This window comes from Streptomyces longispororuber (assembly GCF_014656095.1).
Lineage (GTDB): Bacteria > Actinomycetota > Actinomycetes > Streptomycetales > Streptomycetaceae > Streptomyces > Streptomyces longispororuber.
Map to the genome: position 1 here is coordinate 13698 of NZ_BNBT01000111.1, position 15689 is coordinate 29386.

A 15689-nucleotide genomic window follows, 5' to 3' on the forward strand; every position below is an offset into this window, starting at 1 on the left:
CGGGGCTGCCACCCGTCCGCCGCGCCCCGCGTGCGGCTCCCCGGAGGGCGTGGTCGGGTGGGGCGGTGTCCTCTCTTCTGCCTGAGGCGGTGCGGCGGCTTGCCGCCTGGTGTGTGGTGGCGCTGCTCGTCACCGGTGTCGCCGCCGTCGGGATCTGGCTGTGCGTCGTCTTCAAGACGGCCGTCACCCCGGTGCTGCTCGCGCTGCTCGGGACCGCGCTCCTCGGGCCCTTGTACCGGCGCCTCCTGCGCATGCGGGTGCAGCGGTCGCTCGCGGCGGGGCTGACGTGCGCCGCGGTGCTCGCGGTCGTCGGCGGGGCGACGTACATCGTCGTGAAGGCCCTGTTCGACACCGGGGGCCAGATCGTGTCCTCGCTCCGGGCCGCCGCGCACGACCTGTCGAAGCACTTCGGGGCGGCCGGTACGTCCCTGGACGACCTCGCGGCCAACTCCAAGGAGCTGCTCGGGAAGTTCGGCGGGACGGCCGCCTCCGGGGTGGTCAGCGGGCTGAGCGTGGCGGGCGAGATGATCGCGACGGCCGTACTCGCGCTGCTGCTGGTCTTCTTCTTCCTGCGGGACTCCCACAAGGCCGCGCACACGCTGCGCTCGCTCGTGCCCGAGCACTCCGGGGACACCGTGGAGGCCATGGCGCGGCGGGCCTTCACGGCGGTCGAGGGGTTCATGCGCGGGACCACGTTCATCGCGCTCATCGACGCCGTGTGCATCACCGCGGGGCTGCTGGTCCTGCGCGTGCCGGGGGCCTGGGGGCTCGGCGCGCTCGTCTTCGTCGGGGCCTACATCCCGTACCTGGGGGCGTTCCTGTCCGGGGCCGTCGCCGTCCTCGTGGCGCTCGCCGACCGCGGCCTGGCCATCGCCCTGTGGACGCTCGGCGTGGTTCTCGCGGTGCAGGTCCTGGAGGGGCACGTGCTCCAGCCGGTGATCCAGAGCCGCACCGTGCAGATGCACCCGGCGGTCGTGATGCTCGCGATCACCGCGGGCGCGTCCGTGGCCGGGATCATCGGGATGCTGCTCGCGGTGCCGCTGACCGCCGCGGCCTTCGGGGTGATCAGCGAGATGCGCGTCCGGTACGCCGACAGCACCTCCGGGGACCGTTCCGGGGACCGTCCCTACGCCGGTGAGGCGTCCCCGGGGCCTTAGCCGTCGCCCCCTCCGGCGGCCGGCCCCTCGTAGAGCTCGAACCAGATGCTCTTGCCCTCCCCGCGCGGGGCGACGCCCCAGCGGTCCGCGAGCAGGTCCATGAGGACCAGGCCGCGTCCGGAGGAGGCGAGCTCCCCGGGGTGGCGCTTGTGCGGCAGGTCGTCGCTGCCGTCGCTGACCTCCGCGCGCAGCCGCCGGGTGCCGTTCTCGCCGGTGACCTCGGCGACCAGCAGGGCGTCGCCGTCGGTGTGCACCAGGACGTTGGTGATCATCTCGGAGATGAGCAGGACGGCGGAGTCGACCTGGTCGGCGTCCGCCCAGTCGTGCAGCAGGTCCCGCAGGTGGCCCCGGGCGCCCGCCACGCGCTCCGGCTCGGCCTGCGCCACGGTCAGCATCGTGCGGCGCAGCCGTGCGTGCTCCTCCGGGCGGCCGGTGCGGCGCAGCAGCAGGACGGCGATGTCGTCCTCGCGGCGGTCGGCGAGCGGGCCGGTGGTGTGGTGCGAGGACGGGCCGTGCACGCCCTGGACGAGGGTGTCGGCGAGGGCCTCCAGGTCGTCGTCCGCCCCGGAGAGGTCTCCGGGCAGGTCCTCGGGCAGGTCTCCGGGCAGATCCCCGGAGAGGTCCCCGGTCAGGCCCCCGGACAGACCCCCGGCCACCTCCCCGGACAGGTTCCCCCGGTCCCCCGGCGGGCTCCCGGCCAGGCCCCCCGGCGTGCCCCCGGAGAACCCCTCGTAGGTCTCCAGGATGTGCCGGATCCGCGCCCAGCCGGTCTCCAGGTCGTGGCCGCCGGTCTCGATGAGGCCGTCCGTGCAGGTCAGCATCGTCTCGCCGGTGTCCAGGACGAGGTGGGTGGTGGGGTAGTCGGCGTCCGGGTCGACGCCGAGCGGCAGACCGCCCGCGATGGGCCGGTGCAGAACCGTTCCGTCAGCCATCCGTATGACGGGCTCCGGATGTCCCGCACGGGCTATCTCCAGCAGCCCGGTCGCCGGATCGGCCTCTACGTAGAGGCACGTCGCGAACCGCGGGTCCGTGGCCGTGTGGTCCGGGTCGTCGCGGTTGTCGGTGGACCCGTAGGTGATGCCGTCCGTGATGCCGGACAGGAACCGGGTGGCGCGGGACAGGACGGCGTCCGGGCGGTGCCCCTCGGAGGCGTACGCGCGCAGGGCGATGCGCAACTGCCCCATGAGCCCCGCCGCCCGGACGTCGTGGCCCTGTACGTCGCCGATGACGAACGCGATCCGGCCGCTGGGCAGCGGGATCATGTCGTACCAGTCGCCGCCGACCTGGAGGCCGCCGCCGGTCGGCACGTAGCGCGCGGCGACGCTCATGCCGGGGATCTCGGGGCCGAGCGTCGGCATCATGGACCGCTGGAGGCCCTCGGTCAGCTCCCGCTCGGACTCGGCGACCCCGGCGCGCGACAGGGCCTGCGCCAGCATCCGCGCGACGGTCGTCAGGACCGAGCGCTCGTCGGGCGTGAACGACACGGGGTACGTGAAGGCCGCCATCCAGGCGCCCATGGTGCGCCCCGCCACGGTCAGCGGCAGGAACGCCCAGGACTGCCGCTTGAACCGGGACGCCAGGGGCCACGTCGCCGGGTAGCGGCGCCGGTACTCTTCCGGGGACGACAGGTAGACCGCGCGGCCGGTGCGCAGCACCTCGGCGGCCGGGTAGTCGGTGTCCAGGGGCATGGCGGCGAGCGGGTCGTCGTCCCCGTAGCCGTGGTGTCCGTGGTGGCCGACGACGGTGAGCCGGTCGCCGGTGACGCCGAAGACGGCGAGGCCGTCGGGCGAGAACCCGGGCATCGACAGACCGGCCGCGACCCGGAGCACCTCCTCCGTGGACCGCGCCTCCGCGAGCGCGCGCCCCGCGTCCAGCAGGAACGCCTCGCGGGAGCGGCGCCAGTCACCGGTGACGGGGGTGCGGGCGGCGGCGCCCGGCGAGGGCTCGTTGACCTCCTGGAGGGTGCCGATCAGCTCGTAGGCGTTCGCGGAGGCGTCGTGGACGATCGGCTTGGTGCGGCTGCGGACCGTGCGCAGCACCCGTCGGCCCTGCTCGTCCATGATGCGCAGGCGGGCCTCGGCGAGGGTGCCCTCGGCGACGGCGAGCTGCACGATGCCGTGGATCTCGTTCCAGTCGACCGGGTGGAAGCGGGAGCGCACACCGGCCTCGGTGGTCGTCTGGGCGTGCGGCGCGAGGCCCAGGAGCCGGGCCGCCTCCGCGTCCAGGGTGACCGTGCCGGAGACGTTGTCCCAGCGCCACAGGCCGGTGGCGATCGCGGCCAGGACCTCGTCCACCGGGGGCAGGGAGTCCCGTACGGGAGGCAGGGAGCCGTCCCCCACCTGCTCGCGGGGCTCATCGGTGCGCATTGCTTCACTGTAGGAACAGGTACGGACCACTCGCCACCCTGCGCGGCCCGGGCCGGTCCGCCGCGGGGCCGGGGCCGTCGCCGCCGCCGGAGCGCGAGCCGGAGTACGGGACGGAGCGGGAGCCCGATCACGAGCCGGAGCGCGAGCCGGAATACGAGGGGGAGCGATCTTCCGCCGGACGGTAGCCTTGACAGTCAGCAAGCACCCTGGGCGCGTCCGTGACGGGCGCCCCCGGGACGGCCAGCCCCCCGATCTCGAAAGACTGGATGAACGACGATGCATCGGTACAGGTCCCACACGTGCGGCGAGCTCCGCGCCGCTGACGTCGGCACGGACGTCCGGCTGAGCGGCTGGCTGCACAATCGGCGCGACCTGGGCGGCATCCTCTTCATCGACCTGCGCGACCACTACGGCATCACGCAGTTGGTCGCCCGCCCCGGCACGGCCGCCGCCGAGACCCTGGACAAGCTCTCCAAGGAGACGGTCGTCCGCGTCGACGGCAAGGTCGTCTCGCGCGGCGCGGAGAACGTGAACCCGGAGCTGCCCACCGGCGAGATCGAGATCGAGGCCGCCGAGGTCGAGGTGCTCGGCGCCGCGGGCCCGCTGCCCTTCACGGTAAACGCGGACGACGGCGTGAACGAGGAGCGGCGCCTGGAGTACCGCTTCCTGGACCTGCGCCGCGAGCGCATGCACCGCAACATCATGCTGCGCACCGCCGTGATCTCCGCGATCCGGCACAAGATGACCGCCCTCGGCTTCAACGAGATGGCGACGCCGATCCTGACCGCGACCTCCCCCGAGGGCGCCCGCGACTTCGTCGTCCCCTCCCGCCTGAACCCGGGCAAGTTCTACGCGCTGCCGCAGGCCCCGCAGCAGTTCAAGCAGCTCCTGATGATCTCCGGCTTCGACCGGTACTTCCAGATCGCGCCGTGCTTCCGCGACGAGGACGCGCGCGCGGACCGCTCGCCGGGCGAGTTCTACCAGCTCGACGTCGAGATGTCCTTCGTCGAGCAGGAGGACGTCTTCCGCCCGATCGAGCAGCTCATGACCGAGCTGTTCACGGAGTTCGGCGGCGGCCGCGAGGTCACCTCGCCGTTCCCGCGCATCCCGTTCCGCGAGGCGATGCTGAAGTACGGCTCGGACAAGCCGGACCTGCGCGCCAAGCTCGAACTCGTCGACATCACCGACGTGTTCGCGGACTCGGGGTTCAAGGCCTTCGCGGGCAAGCACGTGCGGGCCCTGCCCGTGCCGGACACCGCGTCGCAGTCCCGGAAGTTCTTCGACGGCCTCGGCGAGTACGCGGTCGAGCAGGGCGCGAAGGGCCTGGCGTGGGTCCGCGTCGCCGAGGACGGCTCGTTCTCCGGCCCGATCGCGAAGTTCCTCACCGAGGCGGACGTGCAGGAGCTGACCAAGCGCCTGTCCCTCGCCCCCGGCCACGCGGTGTTCTTCGGCGCGGGCGAGTTCGACGAGGTCTCCAAGATCATGGGCGCCGTGCGCGTCGAGGCCGCGAAGCGCGCCGGCCACTTCGAGGAGAACGTCTTCCGGTTCTGCTGGATCGTCGACTTCCCGATGTACGAGAAGGACGAGGAGACGGGGAGGATCGACTTCTCCCACAACCCCTTCTCGATGCCCCAGGGCGGCATGAAGGACCTGGAGGAGAAGGACCCGCTCGACATCCTCGCCTGGCAGTACGACATCGTCTGCAACGGCATCGAGCTGTCCTCCGGCGCGATCCGGAACCACGAGCCCGAGGTCATGCTGAAGGCCTTCGAGATCGCGGGTTACGAGCGCGAGACGGTCGAGCGGGAGTTCGCGGGCATGCTGCGCGCGTTCCGCCTCGGCGCGCCGCCGCACGGTGGCATCGCGCCCGGCGTCGACCGCATCGTGATGCTCCTCGCGGACGAGCCGAACATCCGCGAGACCATCGCCTTCCCGCTCAACGGCAACGCCCAGGACCTGATGATGGGCGCGCCCACGGTGCTGGAGGAGGCGCGGCTGCGGGAGCTGAACATCGCGCTCCGCAAGCCGGTTGCCTCCGGCAAGGGTGAGCAGCCTTCGGGGCAGTAGGCCCGGCCTGGTGAGGGGGCTCGGGGCCTGGCGGCCCCGGGCCCCCTTCCTGTGCCCGGGGTGGCTCGCCGCCGCGCCCCCTTTCCTATGGGGCTTCGCCCCTTTCCCCCCTTTTTTTGGCGCTTCGCGCCTCGTCCTCAAACGCCGGACGGGCTGGAAGGGCCTGCGCGAAACGCCGGACGGGCTGGAAGGGCCTGCGCGAAACGCCGGACGGGCTGGAAGGGCCTGCGCAGAGGCCTGCACAAGGGGGGCGCGGCTCGCCTACCCTGGCGGTCCGCCACGCTCGCTCCGGGGGTCCGTTGTCCGACGACCTGGGAACAGGCAAGCTCCTGGCCGACGACGGCCTGCTCGCCCGGCTGCTCGGCAAGACCGCGAAGGGCCGCAACCGCCCGCTCCTGTACGGGCCCGACCTGCCGGTGGTGCTGCTGACCGGCGGCCCCGGCATGGGCAAGGGGCGGCTGCTGCGCCGCGTGCGCGACGACTTCGGCCGCTACGTGCCGGCCGCGCACGTCGACTGCGCCGCCCCGGTGTTCCGCGAGCGCGCCGGGCAGCGGCCCGCGACCCGCTCCGCGGCCACCGAGGCGCTGCGGGAGCTGGCCGTGCAGTTCGGGGCGTGGAGCGGGGACGGCGGCGCGATCGGCGCCCCGCGGCTGTACGCGGGCCTGGTGGCCGTCGCCGCCGGCGACCCGCTGGCGAGCCCCGCCGAGGGCCTGGACGAGGTGCGCCGGCACGACGTGCTGCTGCCGCGGGGCACCTTCTGGGGCGGTGTCCTGCACCGCGCCTTCCGCGCCTACCTGGCCGCGCTCGGCGCGCTGCTCGTCGCCCAGCCGCTGGCCACACCGATGATCACCGCCATCCTCGACGAGCTCTTCGAGCGCACATCGGCGGAGGGCAGGGCGGCCCTCGAGGCCTGCTACGGCGCGTACTCGGGCGCGGCCGGGCACCCCCGGCTCGGCCTGCACGCGCTCAGCGTCGACTTCCAGCAGGGCGGCGAGGCCCGCGCCAACGCGGAGAGCTTCCTCTTCCGGGCGCTGCGCGAGGACGTCGAGGCCGCGTACACCTCCGTCCGCGGGCGGCTGGCGCGGGCCGGGCGGCCCGCGGTGCTGCTGGACCACGCGGACGGCGCGCTCGGCCGCGGCCTCGTCCGGTCCGTGCTGCTCGACCGCGAGGGCGGCCACCACGACCGCGTGGTGGTCGTCGCGACGGCGCGCCGCGCGGACGGCGGCCGCTTCCTGTACCGCTCGGCGGACGGCTCCGGGGACGCCCCGGCCGCCTGGAGCCCCGGGGACGGCGGCCTGCCCGCGTGGCGGCGAAGACCCGGCGGCGTCCCGGGGCTGGCCGCGCCCGCGCGCGGCGTGCTGCTCGTCCGGATGCCGACGCTCACCGCCGAGCAGCAGAACCACGAACTGGCCCGGCTCCAGGGGCACGGCCGCGACGAGGGCCACCAGCCGGGCGAGCACGCCGCGCGGCTGCGCGTGGAGAGCGCCGTGCACCGGCTCAGCGGCGGGCGGCCCCGGTTCGTCACGCGCCTCGGGGAGGCCGCCGCCGCGCTGCGCGTCGCGGACCCGGCCGCGTTCACGGACTGGACGCTGCTCGACGTGCCGGTGCGCTCCCGGTCGGCGCCCGACGCGCCCCCGCGCCCCGTCGCCGAGCTGCTCCTGGACGACCTGGTCGTGCGCCAGCTCCCCGAGGAGCTGCCGCCCGAGCAGCACGGCCACTGGCTGGACCTGCTCAGCCACCTGTCGGTGGCCCACGACGGGGACTGCGCCCAGGAGTTGCTGCGCGTACGCCAGGGCGGCCGGGACGAGCGGCTGTCCGCGTACCGGGTCGCGGAACTGCTGCTCGACGCCGGATGGCCGTACTGCGAGCGCCACTTCATCGGCGACCGGGGCCTGCGCCACCTGCTGATGCGGCGCCTGTACGGGATGGAGGCGCGCGGCACGGGCCTGCGCGCCGACCAGGAGCTGCTGCGGGACTGCTTCGCCCGGCGCGCCGCGACCGCCGCGGCCCCCGAGGAGAGGGCCGACGCGCTCTTCGGTACGGCGGCCGCGCACGCCGCGCACCACGGCCTCGCCGCCGGGGACACGGAGGGCGCCGTCGACCGGCTGACCCGCTCCTTCCCGGCGCGCGACACCTCGCGGTCCATGGCCGACTGGTGCGCGGAGCTGCTCGCCGTGGCGTGGTCGCCGGGGCGCGCGCCGCTCACGGGCGCGCGCGGCGCGCGGCGCGCCCGCGCGCTCGGCGAGACCCCGGCGTGCGGCGACGACGTGCTGCGGCGCCGCGTGGACCGGCTGCTGCACGCGGTGTGGCTGTACGAGGACCGCTCGGGGCCGGTGGACCCGGCGGTGACGGGCACCTGGCGGCAGTTGCTCGACCGGCTCGGCGACGAGCCGGTGCCGGGCATCGAGGTACTGACCCGGACGGCCGGCGAGTGGGCCGAGCGGGCGCGGGAGAGACAGCCGCTGCTGCCGTGCGCGTGCACGCGGCACCTGGGCTGAACGGGGCCCGGACGACGGCCGGGCGCGACACGGTGGACTCACGTGAGGGGCGGCCGATGGCGGGGCGGAGCGGAAGGGGGCGGCGGTGCTGAACTGGCTGTACCACCACGTGTGGGCGACACGCCTGAAGAAGGCCGTCACGGTCCTGGTCGTGGGGGCGGCCCTGGTGGGCGCCGCCCTCCTCGTGCCGCAGCACGTGGGCGGCCCCGACCACTGCGCCGACGGCGTGGAGCGGCACGGCGGCGAGTGCGTCGGTGTGAACGGCTCCGGCTACGACTTCGGGACCGCGGAGATCACCGCGGTGAGCGGCGCGATCGCGGAGGAGAACCGGCGGATCGACGGCGAGCCGCACGTCACGGTGGCGATGATGCTGCCCCTCACGCCGGAGTCGCGGGCCGAGCGCCGCCAGCTCCGCAGCGACGTGCAGGGCGCGTACCTCGCGCAGTACCGGGCCAACCGCGCCGAGCAGAAGCCGCTGATCCGGCTGGTCCTCGCCAACCCCGGCCGCAACTACGGCCAGCAGGCGCGGGTCGTCGACGACCTGGCCGCGCTCGCGGACGACGAGAAGCACAACCTCCGCGCGGTCACCGGCTTCAACCTGAGCCTGCGCGCCACGATCGACGCCGTCGACCGGCTCACGAACGAGCTGCGCCTGCCCGTGCTGATCAGCCGGGCCAGCGCCGACGAACTCGCCAACGCCGAGCGGCGCGGGGTGCGGCCGCGCTTCCGGGGCCTCGCCCGGGTGATCCCGACCAACCGGCAGCAGGCGGCGGCGCTCGCCGCCTTCCACCGGGGGCTGCGCGACGACGAGACGGTCCTGGTGCGGGACACCCGCCCGGACGATGTCTACGTGGAGTCGCTCGCGCGGGCCTTCAGCAGGGACGAACCGGGCCCGCCGGGCGCCAAGGACCAGGAGTTCACCTCCCCCTCGATCAGCGAGCCCGGCGAGACCGGCAACGACTTCTCCCTCATCGGCCACAACATCTGCCAGTCCCGGGCGAAGGTCGTCTACTTCGCCGGACGCCCCGTGCACCTGCGCCTGTTCGCGCTCAAGCTCGCGGAGGTGCCGTGCCGGGGCAAGCGGTACACCGTGGTGAGCGGTTCCGGCGCGGCCACCCTGGAGCAGTACATGAGCGACGCCGACTGGGCGCGGCTCCAGGGTGAGCCCGGCGCGAAGGAGCCCACGGTCACCGTGGAGTACACGGCGCCCGGCCACCCCGAGGCGTGGGCGCGGACACGGGCCGGGAAGGGCGCGGACCGGCCCGCGCACCTGACCGAGCCGCAGGAGGAGCTGGCGAGGCTGCGCGCGCTCACCGACCGGCAGGGCGCCGGGGACATCGGTCCCGTCACGTACGACGACTCGCGCACCATGCTGGTGCACGACGGGGTGCGCACCATCGCGCAGGCCTTGTTCCTGGCGAACGCCCGGGCGCCCGGGGCGGTGCCGCCGCGCGAGCGGGTCGCCGCCCAGTGGCCCCGCCTGGAGTCCGCGCACCGGGTGGCCGGAACCAGCGGGTGGGTGTGCCTGACCAACGCCGGCAACCCCTACGACAAGCCGGTCGCCGTGGTGGAGCTCGACCCCCGGACGCGGAAGCTCGCGTTCAAGGGGCTCGGCTGGCCGGAGGGGCGTCCGCAGCCGCGCGACTGCGTGGTGCCGAGCAACTGAAGGCCGCGGGCGCGTCAGGCGGCGCGCGTCGGCGAGCCGTGGCTCTCGGCGCGGCCGACCGCCTCGGGGTGGGCGGCGGCCTCGGCGGCCGCCCACTCCGTGACCAGGCGTTGGTACTCACGCCGCTGCTCGGTGCTCAGCCGCCCGCCGCAGCGCAGCCACAGCGCACGGATCTCCTCGTTCACCTCGTCCGCGGTGCGCCGGGGGCGCCGCGTCTCGGAAGCGGGATTCGTGGCCATGCTGTGAAGCCTACGTGCGAGGGCGTGAAGACGGAGTGAGTCCGCTCACGAAGTGATCAACGGCTCATTCGCAGCGAAGGGATCGAGCCACCCGCGCGAGGCCGCTCAGGCGGGCTGCTTCAGGAGCTCCACCAGCCTGCTGAAGCTGTCCGCGCCGTACCCGGCGTCCGTGCCGCGGCGGAAGGCGTCCAGGACGGCGCGCGGGAAGGCCGTGTCGACGCCCGCGTCCGCGTTCGTGTGCACGACGTGTTCCATGCTCGCCAGGCCCATGGAGATGCGGTCCACGTCGCCCGCGTGGTTCCCGGCGTCGATACGGGGCGCGTAGAAGTCGAGGAACTGCCCCATGCCCGCGAAGTTCTCGGCCGCGTACGGGGCGATGTCCGCCGCCGTCAGGCCGTGCGTGGCGGCGAGCGCCACGGCCTGCCAGTACGAGAGCATCGCGGGCCAGAAGATGACCATGTTGAGCTGGTACATGAGGGCGGCCAGGCCCGGGTCCTGGCCCCGGTGGTCGGTCTTGCCGGTGATCACCTCCAGGGCGGCGCGGTGCTTGTCGTACGCCGCGCGCGGACCGCTGTAGAAGGTCGACATGTCCGGGCTGCCGATGCCCGGGGGCGGGGACAGGACGCCGCCGGTCAGGTGGGTGCCGCCGAGCTCCGTGACCCAGCGGGCCGCTTCGCGGGCCTTCTGCGGGGTGTCGGAGCTGAGGTTCACCAGGACGCGGCCGGCCACCGCGTGCTCGGCGCCGCGGAGCGCGGTGTACATGGCGTCGTAGTCGATGAGGCTGAGGATCACCAGCTCGTTGGCGAGCAGCGCCTGTTCGGGATCGGCGGCGAGCGTGGCGCCGCGCTCCACGAGGGCGTCGGCGCGCGAGGGGGTGCGGTTCCAGACGGTGACCTCGTAGCCGCGGTCCAGATAGGCGGCGGCCATCGCCTGCCCCATGGGGCCGAGCCCGATGACGGTGACGGGCTGTGACACGGGTGCCTCCAGGGCGTGGGTGTGGACAGGGATGTGACAGGGGTCGGACTTGGAGGGGGCGACTAGAACGAACGCTCTATCCAATGCCGGGACAGAACTTAGCACGCCACTAGAACGAACGCTCTACTCAGTGGCGGATAAGGTGGCGGGATGAGTCAGTACAGCGCGCTTCCCAGCACGCGCGAGCGGATCGTCGTGGTCGCCGCGCGGCTCATCCAGCGGCAGGGCTACGTCGGCACCGGGATCAAGCAGATCGCCCAGGAGGCCCAGGCCACCCTCGGCTCCGTCTACCACGCCTTCCCGGGCGGTAAGGAGGCCGTCGCCGTGGCCGCGCTCCAGCACGGCGGGAAGGAGTTCTTCTGGCTCCTGAAGGACGCGCTGCGCCGTGAGGAGGACCCGGCCGCCGCCGTCGAGGCCTGCGCGGCCGACCTGGCGACGGCGCTGCGGGAGTCGGGCTGGATCGACGGCTGCCCCGTCACGGCCGCCGCCCTGGAGACCCTCGGCACGGACTCCGAGATCCAGCGGGTGTGCCGCGAGACCCTGCGCGGCTGGGAGGACGTCGTCGCCGAGAAGCTGGTGAGCTGCGGTTTCGCCGAGACCGACGCACGCGAGGTGGCCACGACCGTCATCAGCACCCTGGAGGGCGCGGAGGTCACCGCGCAGGTGAACCGCAGCGAGGAGCCCCTGCGGGCGGCGGGGCGGCAGTTGGCCCGGCTGATCAGGACGTACCAGGACTGACCAGGACTGACCTGGAGCCCGCGAGAGGGCCCCGGGAACGCGGGAAGGGCCCGGAACGCGATGTTCCGGGCCCTTCCGAGGACTGCGCGGGCGGCGGTCAGGCCTTCTTCGGCTCCTCCAGGCGCGGGAAGAGGACCGCGCCCTTGGTCACCGTCGAGCCCGCCGGGAGCAGGCCCCAGGCGCCCGCGTCCTGGACCCTCTGCTCGGCGAGGGCCCCGAGCGAGGCCTGCGCCCCGAGGGAGTCCCAGAGCTTCTGCGAGGTCTCCGGCATGACCGCGTTGAGCAGCACGGCGACGCCGCGCAGCGACTCGGCGGCCGTGTACAGGATGGTCGCGAGGCGCGCCTTGCCCTCGGCCGACTCGTCCTTGGCGACCTTCCACGGCTCCTGCTCCGTGATGTAGCCGTTGACCTGCTTGACGAAGTCGAAGACCGCGAGGATGCCGCCCTGGAAGTCCAGCTCGTCGCCGATCTTCCGGTCGGCCTCGGCGACGGCCTTGGCGAGCCCGTCCTGCACGGCCCGCTCGGCCGCGCCGGCGGCGGTGGCCTCGGGCAGGCTCCCGCCGAAGTACTTGCCGACCATGGCGGCGACGCGCGAGGCGAGGTTGCCGTAGTCGTTGGCGAGCTCGCTGGTGTAGCGGGCGGTGAAGTCCTCCCAGGAGAAGGAGCCGTCCTGGCCGAAGGCGATGGCGCGCAGGAAGTACCAGCGGTAGGCGTCGACGCCGAAGTGCGAGGTCAGGTCCTGCGGCTTGATGCCCGTCAGGTTGGACTTCGACATCTTCTCGCCGCCGACCATCAGCCAGCCGTTGGCGGCGATCTTCCCGGGCAGCGGCAGGCCCTGCGCCATGAGCATGGCGGGCCAGATGACCGCGTGGAAGCGGAGGATGTCCTTGCCGACGAGGTGCACGTTCGCGGGGAAGGTCTCGCCGAACTTCGCCGGGTTCTCGTTGTACCCGACGGCCGTGGCGTAGTTCAGGAGCGCGTCGACCCACACGTAGATGACGTGCTTGTCGTCCCAGGGCACCTTCACGCCCCAGTCGAAGGTGGAGCGCGAGATCGACAGGTCCTGCAGGCCCTGCTTGACGAAGTTCACGACCTCGTTGCGCGCCGACTCGGGCTGGATGAAGCCGGGGTTGGCCTCGTAGTGCGCGAGCAGCTTCTCGCCGTACTCGCTCAGCTTGAAGAAGTAGTTCTCCTCGCTGAGCAGCTCGACCGGCTTCTTGTGGATCGGGCAGAGCTTCTGGCCCTCGTACGCGCCCTCGCCGTCGAGGAGCTCACCGGGGAGCTTGTACTCCTCGCAGCCCACGCAGTACGGGCCCTCGTACCCGCCCTTGTAGATCTCGCCCTTGTCGTACAGGTCCTGGACGAACTCCTGGACCCGGTCGGTGTGGCGCTTCTCCGTGGTGCGGATGAAGTCGTCGTTCGCGATCTCCAGGTGCTCCCAGAGGGGGCGCCAGGCCTCCTCGACGAGCTTGTCGCACCACTCCTGCGGGGTCACGCCGTTCGCCTCGGCCGTGCGCATGATCTTCTGACCGTGCTCGTCCGTGCCGGTGAGGTACCACACCTTCTCGCCGCGCTGCCGGTGCCAGCGCGTGAGCACGTCGCCTGCGACGGTCGTGTAGGCGTGGCCCAGGTGAGGAGCGTCGTTGACGTAGTAGATGGGGGTCGAGACGTAGTACGACTGCACGTCGTTCGCCCCCTGCTTCTCGGATCCAGTGGCCGCCATGGTCGAAATCCTAACGGCCGAACGAAGATCGACTCACATCACGCCGACGGCTGCCAGGCGGCCAGGATGCCCTCGTAGAGCCGCTTGTCGGTGAGGTCCTTGGGGGCGGGGCCCGCGAGGAAGTGGGCGGCGTTGTCCGCGGTCAGCCGGCGCAGGTAGTCGAAGGCCTTGCTGTCCTCCTCGCCGAAGGCGACGAAGGAGAAGAACAGCGGCAGCCGGGCGGCGTCCGCGAGGGCCCGGGTGGCGGGGCCCTTGGTGTCCGGGGCGCCGTCGGTCTGGAAGACCACCAGGGCGGGGGCGTCGCTGCCGCTCTTCTCGTAGTGCGCCACGACCTCCTCGACGGCGCGGTGGTAGCTGGTGCGGCCCATGTGGCCGCAGGCCGCGTGCAGCTCCTCGACGCGGTTCTCGTGGTCGGTGAGGGTGAGCGTCCCGGTGCCGTCGACGTCCGTCGAGAAGAAGACGACGTGGACGGTGGCGGTGGGGTCGAGGTGGGCGGCGAGGGCGAGGGTGCGGTCGGCGAGGTGCTGGGCGGAGCCGTCCTTGTAGTACGGGCGCATGGAGCCGGAGCGGTCCAGTACGAGGTACACCTGGGCGCGGGCCCCCGCGAGCCCCTGCTTCCGCAGGGCCGCCCCCGCCGCCTTGTACGCCGGGGCGAGCCCCGGGGCCCGGTTCTTCACCTTGGCGAGGCTGACCGCGGGCTTGGCAGCAGCCGGGGCCGTGGGCTCGGCCGCGCCCGGGGCTTCCGCCTTGGGCTCGGCCTGAACCGGCTGCGCCGCGGCGGGGGCCTCCGCCTGAAGCTCTGCCTGGGTCGGGGCTTCTGCCTGGGACGGCTCCGCCGGGGAGGCTTCTACGGCCTGCGGCTCCTCCGCCGGGGGCGCCTGTATGGGGGCGGGCTCGGCTGGGGTGGGCTCGGTTTCACGGTTGCTCGGCACCTGGGGCTGTGCCCACCCGTCCCGCCCCGCGGGACGATTGCCCACAGCGGTGGAGGTCTCTGCTTGTGCCTGTGCGTCTCGTTCGGCGGGGTGTTCACCCGTAGCGGTGGAGGTTTCTTGGGGCCGGGTGTCGGTCCCTTCGGGACGGTTACCAACAGCAGAGGGCGGAGCGGGAGTGCGCATCTCCGTCGCAGAGGCTGTTGAGGTCCGCGGCTCCTCCGCCGAGGACGGCTGCATGGGGGCGGGCTCTACCGGGGTGGGCTCGGGTTCCCGGTGGCTCGGCACCTCGGGGTGCTGTGCCCGTTCGGCCGGTTCCGTGGACTGGTTGGGCACCGTGGGGGACGGGGTGGCGGTCGGGGCTTCGCTGTGGGGTTCCCCGTCATGGGTGGGCGGGTGGGCGAGGGGGGTGGCCGCGGAGCGGCGGACCGTGACGTTGTCGAAGGCGGCAGCCACCAGCGCCTCCGCCGCGGAGGCCTCAGCCTTCGAGGACGCCCCGTCCGCGGCAGCGGCCTCGGCCTTGGCGGCGGGCTCCGCCGGAGCGGCGGCCTCGGCCGGAGCGGCCGACGTGGCGGGCGGGGCCTCAGCAGCAGAGCGGGCGGCCGGGGCGGACTCCGCCGGGGTGAGCTCGGCCGGAGGCTGTTCGGGGGTGGGGTCCGGGGTGGGGGACGTGGCGTCGGGTCGAGGGCGTCGGAAGACGCTTCGCAGACGGTCCAGAATGCCCATGTGCGCACCCCTAAATATGAGTTCGGCGTAAAGAGGCCCCCGACCGGCCCTCCGGCCACGAGGGACACGTAAGGGTAGCCGCCGCCTACCCCGGCACTCCGGGCCGCACCCCGGGCCCGCCCGGAAAGCCCGCTCAGGGCCCAGGGGCCAGGCGTCGCGGAACCCCGCTCAAGGCCCAGGGGCCAGGTGGGGCCAGGTGGGGGCCAGACAAGGCCAGGCGCGGTTCACGCTCCGTTCACCCGCAGTCCCCCCTCCTGCTGGCAACCGCCCCTAGCCTCCAGCCGGAACCCGGACAACGAGCGAAAACAGCCACACCGCGGCTGATTCGGCCACCCTGGAGGAAACCCGTGCGCAAGCTGCTGCCCCTGATCACCTCGCACCCGGGCGGCTCCGGCGGCCGCTCGGCCATGACGTGCCGGTTCCGCTGCGGCGACGCCTGCTTCCACCCCGTGCCGAACACCAGCGACAACGAGTACGTCGGCGACGTCATAGCCGGCGCGCTGAGCCGCCGTTCGATGATGCGCGCGGCGGCCGTGGTGACCGTCGCCGCGGCGGCCGCGGGCGGCGGCGGCCTCGGCCCGGGTGGCGGCGAGCCCGCCGCGGCC

The 15689-nt window shown here is 73.5% G+C and carries 10 protein-coding genes and 1 pseudogene; 6 read left to right on the forward strand and 5 right to left on the reverse strand.

Annotated features, from left to right (window positions below; translation table 11 throughout):
• The first annotated feature begins 65 nt into the window (after positions 1-65).
• Positions 66-1157: an AI-2E family transporter gene (locus tag IE330_RS27280; RefSeq protein WP_190138788.1), complete on the forward strand. Its 1092-nt coding sequence runs from the start codon at positions 66-68 to the stop codon at positions 1155-1157.
• Here IE330_RS27280 and IE330_RS27285 read toward each other — a convergent pair.
• Positions 1154-3523, reverse strand: coding sequence for a SpoIIE family protein phosphatase (locus IE330_RS27285; RefSeq protein ID WP_190138789.1), 2370 nt, complete (start codon positions 3521-3523; stop codon positions 1154-1156). The genes IE330_RS27280 and IE330_RS27285 overlap by 4 nt on opposite strands.
• Before the next feature lie 276 nt (positions 3524-3799).
• Between IE330_RS27285 and aspS the strand changes: the two genes are divergently transcribed.
• The 3 genes from aspS to IE330_RS27300 all read left to right on the forward strand — a co-directional run bounded on the left by aspS (position 3800) and on the right by IE330_RS27300 (position 9754).
• Positions 3800-5590: an aspartate--tRNA ligase gene (aspS, locus tag IE330_RS27290; RefSeq protein WP_190138790.1), complete on the forward strand. Its 1791-nt coding sequence runs from the start codon at positions 3800-3802 to the stop codon at positions 5588-5590.
• 299 nt (positions 5591-5889) lie between these two features.
• Positions 5890-8088, forward strand: a complete 2199-nt coding sequence (locus IE330_RS27295) for a P-loop NTPase family protein (protein ID WP_190138791.1) — start codon at positions 5890-5892, stop codon at positions 8086-8088.
• Positions 8089-8173: 85 nt separating this feature from the next.
• Positions 8174-9754, forward strand: a complete 1581-nt coding sequence (locus IE330_RS27300; protein ID WP_190138792.1) for a type 1 periplasmic-binding domain-containing protein — start codon at positions 8174-8176, stop codon at positions 9752-9754.
• A 14-nt stretch (positions 9755-9768) separates the two neighbouring features.
• Here the strand turns inward: IE330_RS27300 and IE330_RS27305 are convergent, their stop codons facing one another.
• Together IE330_RS27305 and IE330_RS27310 are read right to left on the reverse strand one after the other, a co-directional pair.
• Positions 9769-9993, reverse strand: a complete 225-nt coding sequence (locus tag IE330_RS27305) for a hypothetical protein (RefSeq protein WP_190138793.1) — start codon at positions 9991-9993, stop codon at positions 9769-9771.
• Positions 9994-10098: 105 nt separating this feature from the next.
• A complete protein-coding gene (locus IE330_RS27310) occupies positions 10099-10968 on the reverse strand; it encodes an NAD(P)-dependent oxidoreductase (protein WP_190138794.1) in 870 nt (289 codons plus the stop codon).
• Between the two features lie 150 nt (positions 10969-11118).
• Between IE330_RS27310 and IE330_RS27315 the strand changes: the two genes are divergently transcribed.
• Positions 11119-11706: a TetR/AcrR family transcriptional regulator gene (locus IE330_RS27315; protein ID WP_190138795.1), complete on the forward strand. Its 588-nt coding sequence runs from the start codon at positions 11119-11121 to the stop codon at positions 11704-11706.
• A gap of 97 nt (positions 11707-11803) precedes the next feature.
• Here IE330_RS27315 and metG read toward each other — a convergent pair whose 3' ends face one another.
• A complete protein-coding gene (metG, locus tag IE330_RS27320; RefSeq protein WP_190138796.1) occupies positions 11804-13429 on the reverse strand; it encodes a methionine--tRNA ligase in 1626 nt (541 codons plus the stop codon).
• Between the two features lie 38 nt (positions 13430-13467).
• Positions 13468-14106: a VWA domain-containing protein gene (locus tag IE330_RS39275; RefSeq protein ID WP_229925965.1), complete on the reverse strand. Its 639-nt coding sequence runs from the start codon at positions 14104-14106 to the stop codon at positions 13468-13470.
• Between the two features lie 1325 nt (positions 14107-15431).
• Between IE330_RS39275 and IE330_RS27330 the strand changes: the two are divergent.
• Positions 15432-15689 (forward strand): annotated as a pseudogene (locus IE330_RS27330) (phosphatase); the annotation flags it as partial.

Excerpts from the sequence above, each read along its gene's own strand:
- IE330_RS27315 (WP_190138795.1), top strand. The coding sequence starts at position 11,119 with ATGAGTCAGTACAGCGCGCTTCCCAGCACGCGCGAGCGGATCGTCGTG.
- IE330_RS27305 (WP_190138793.1), bottom strand. The coding sequence starts at position 9,993 with ATGGCCACGAATCCCGCTTCCGAGACGCGGCGCCCCCGGCGCACCGCG.
- aspS (WP_190138790.1), top strand. The coding sequence starts at position 3,800 with ATGCATCGGTACAGGTCCCACACGTGCGGCGAGCTCCGCGCCGCTGAC.
- metG (WP_190138796.1), bottom strand. The coding sequence starts at position 13,429 with ATGGCGGCCACTGGATCCGAGAAGCAGGGGGCGAACGACGTGCAGTCG.
- IE330_RS27285 (WP_190138789.1), bottom strand. The coding sequence starts at position 3,523 with ATGCGCACCGATGAGCCCCGCGAGCAGGTGGGGGACGGCTCCCTGCCT.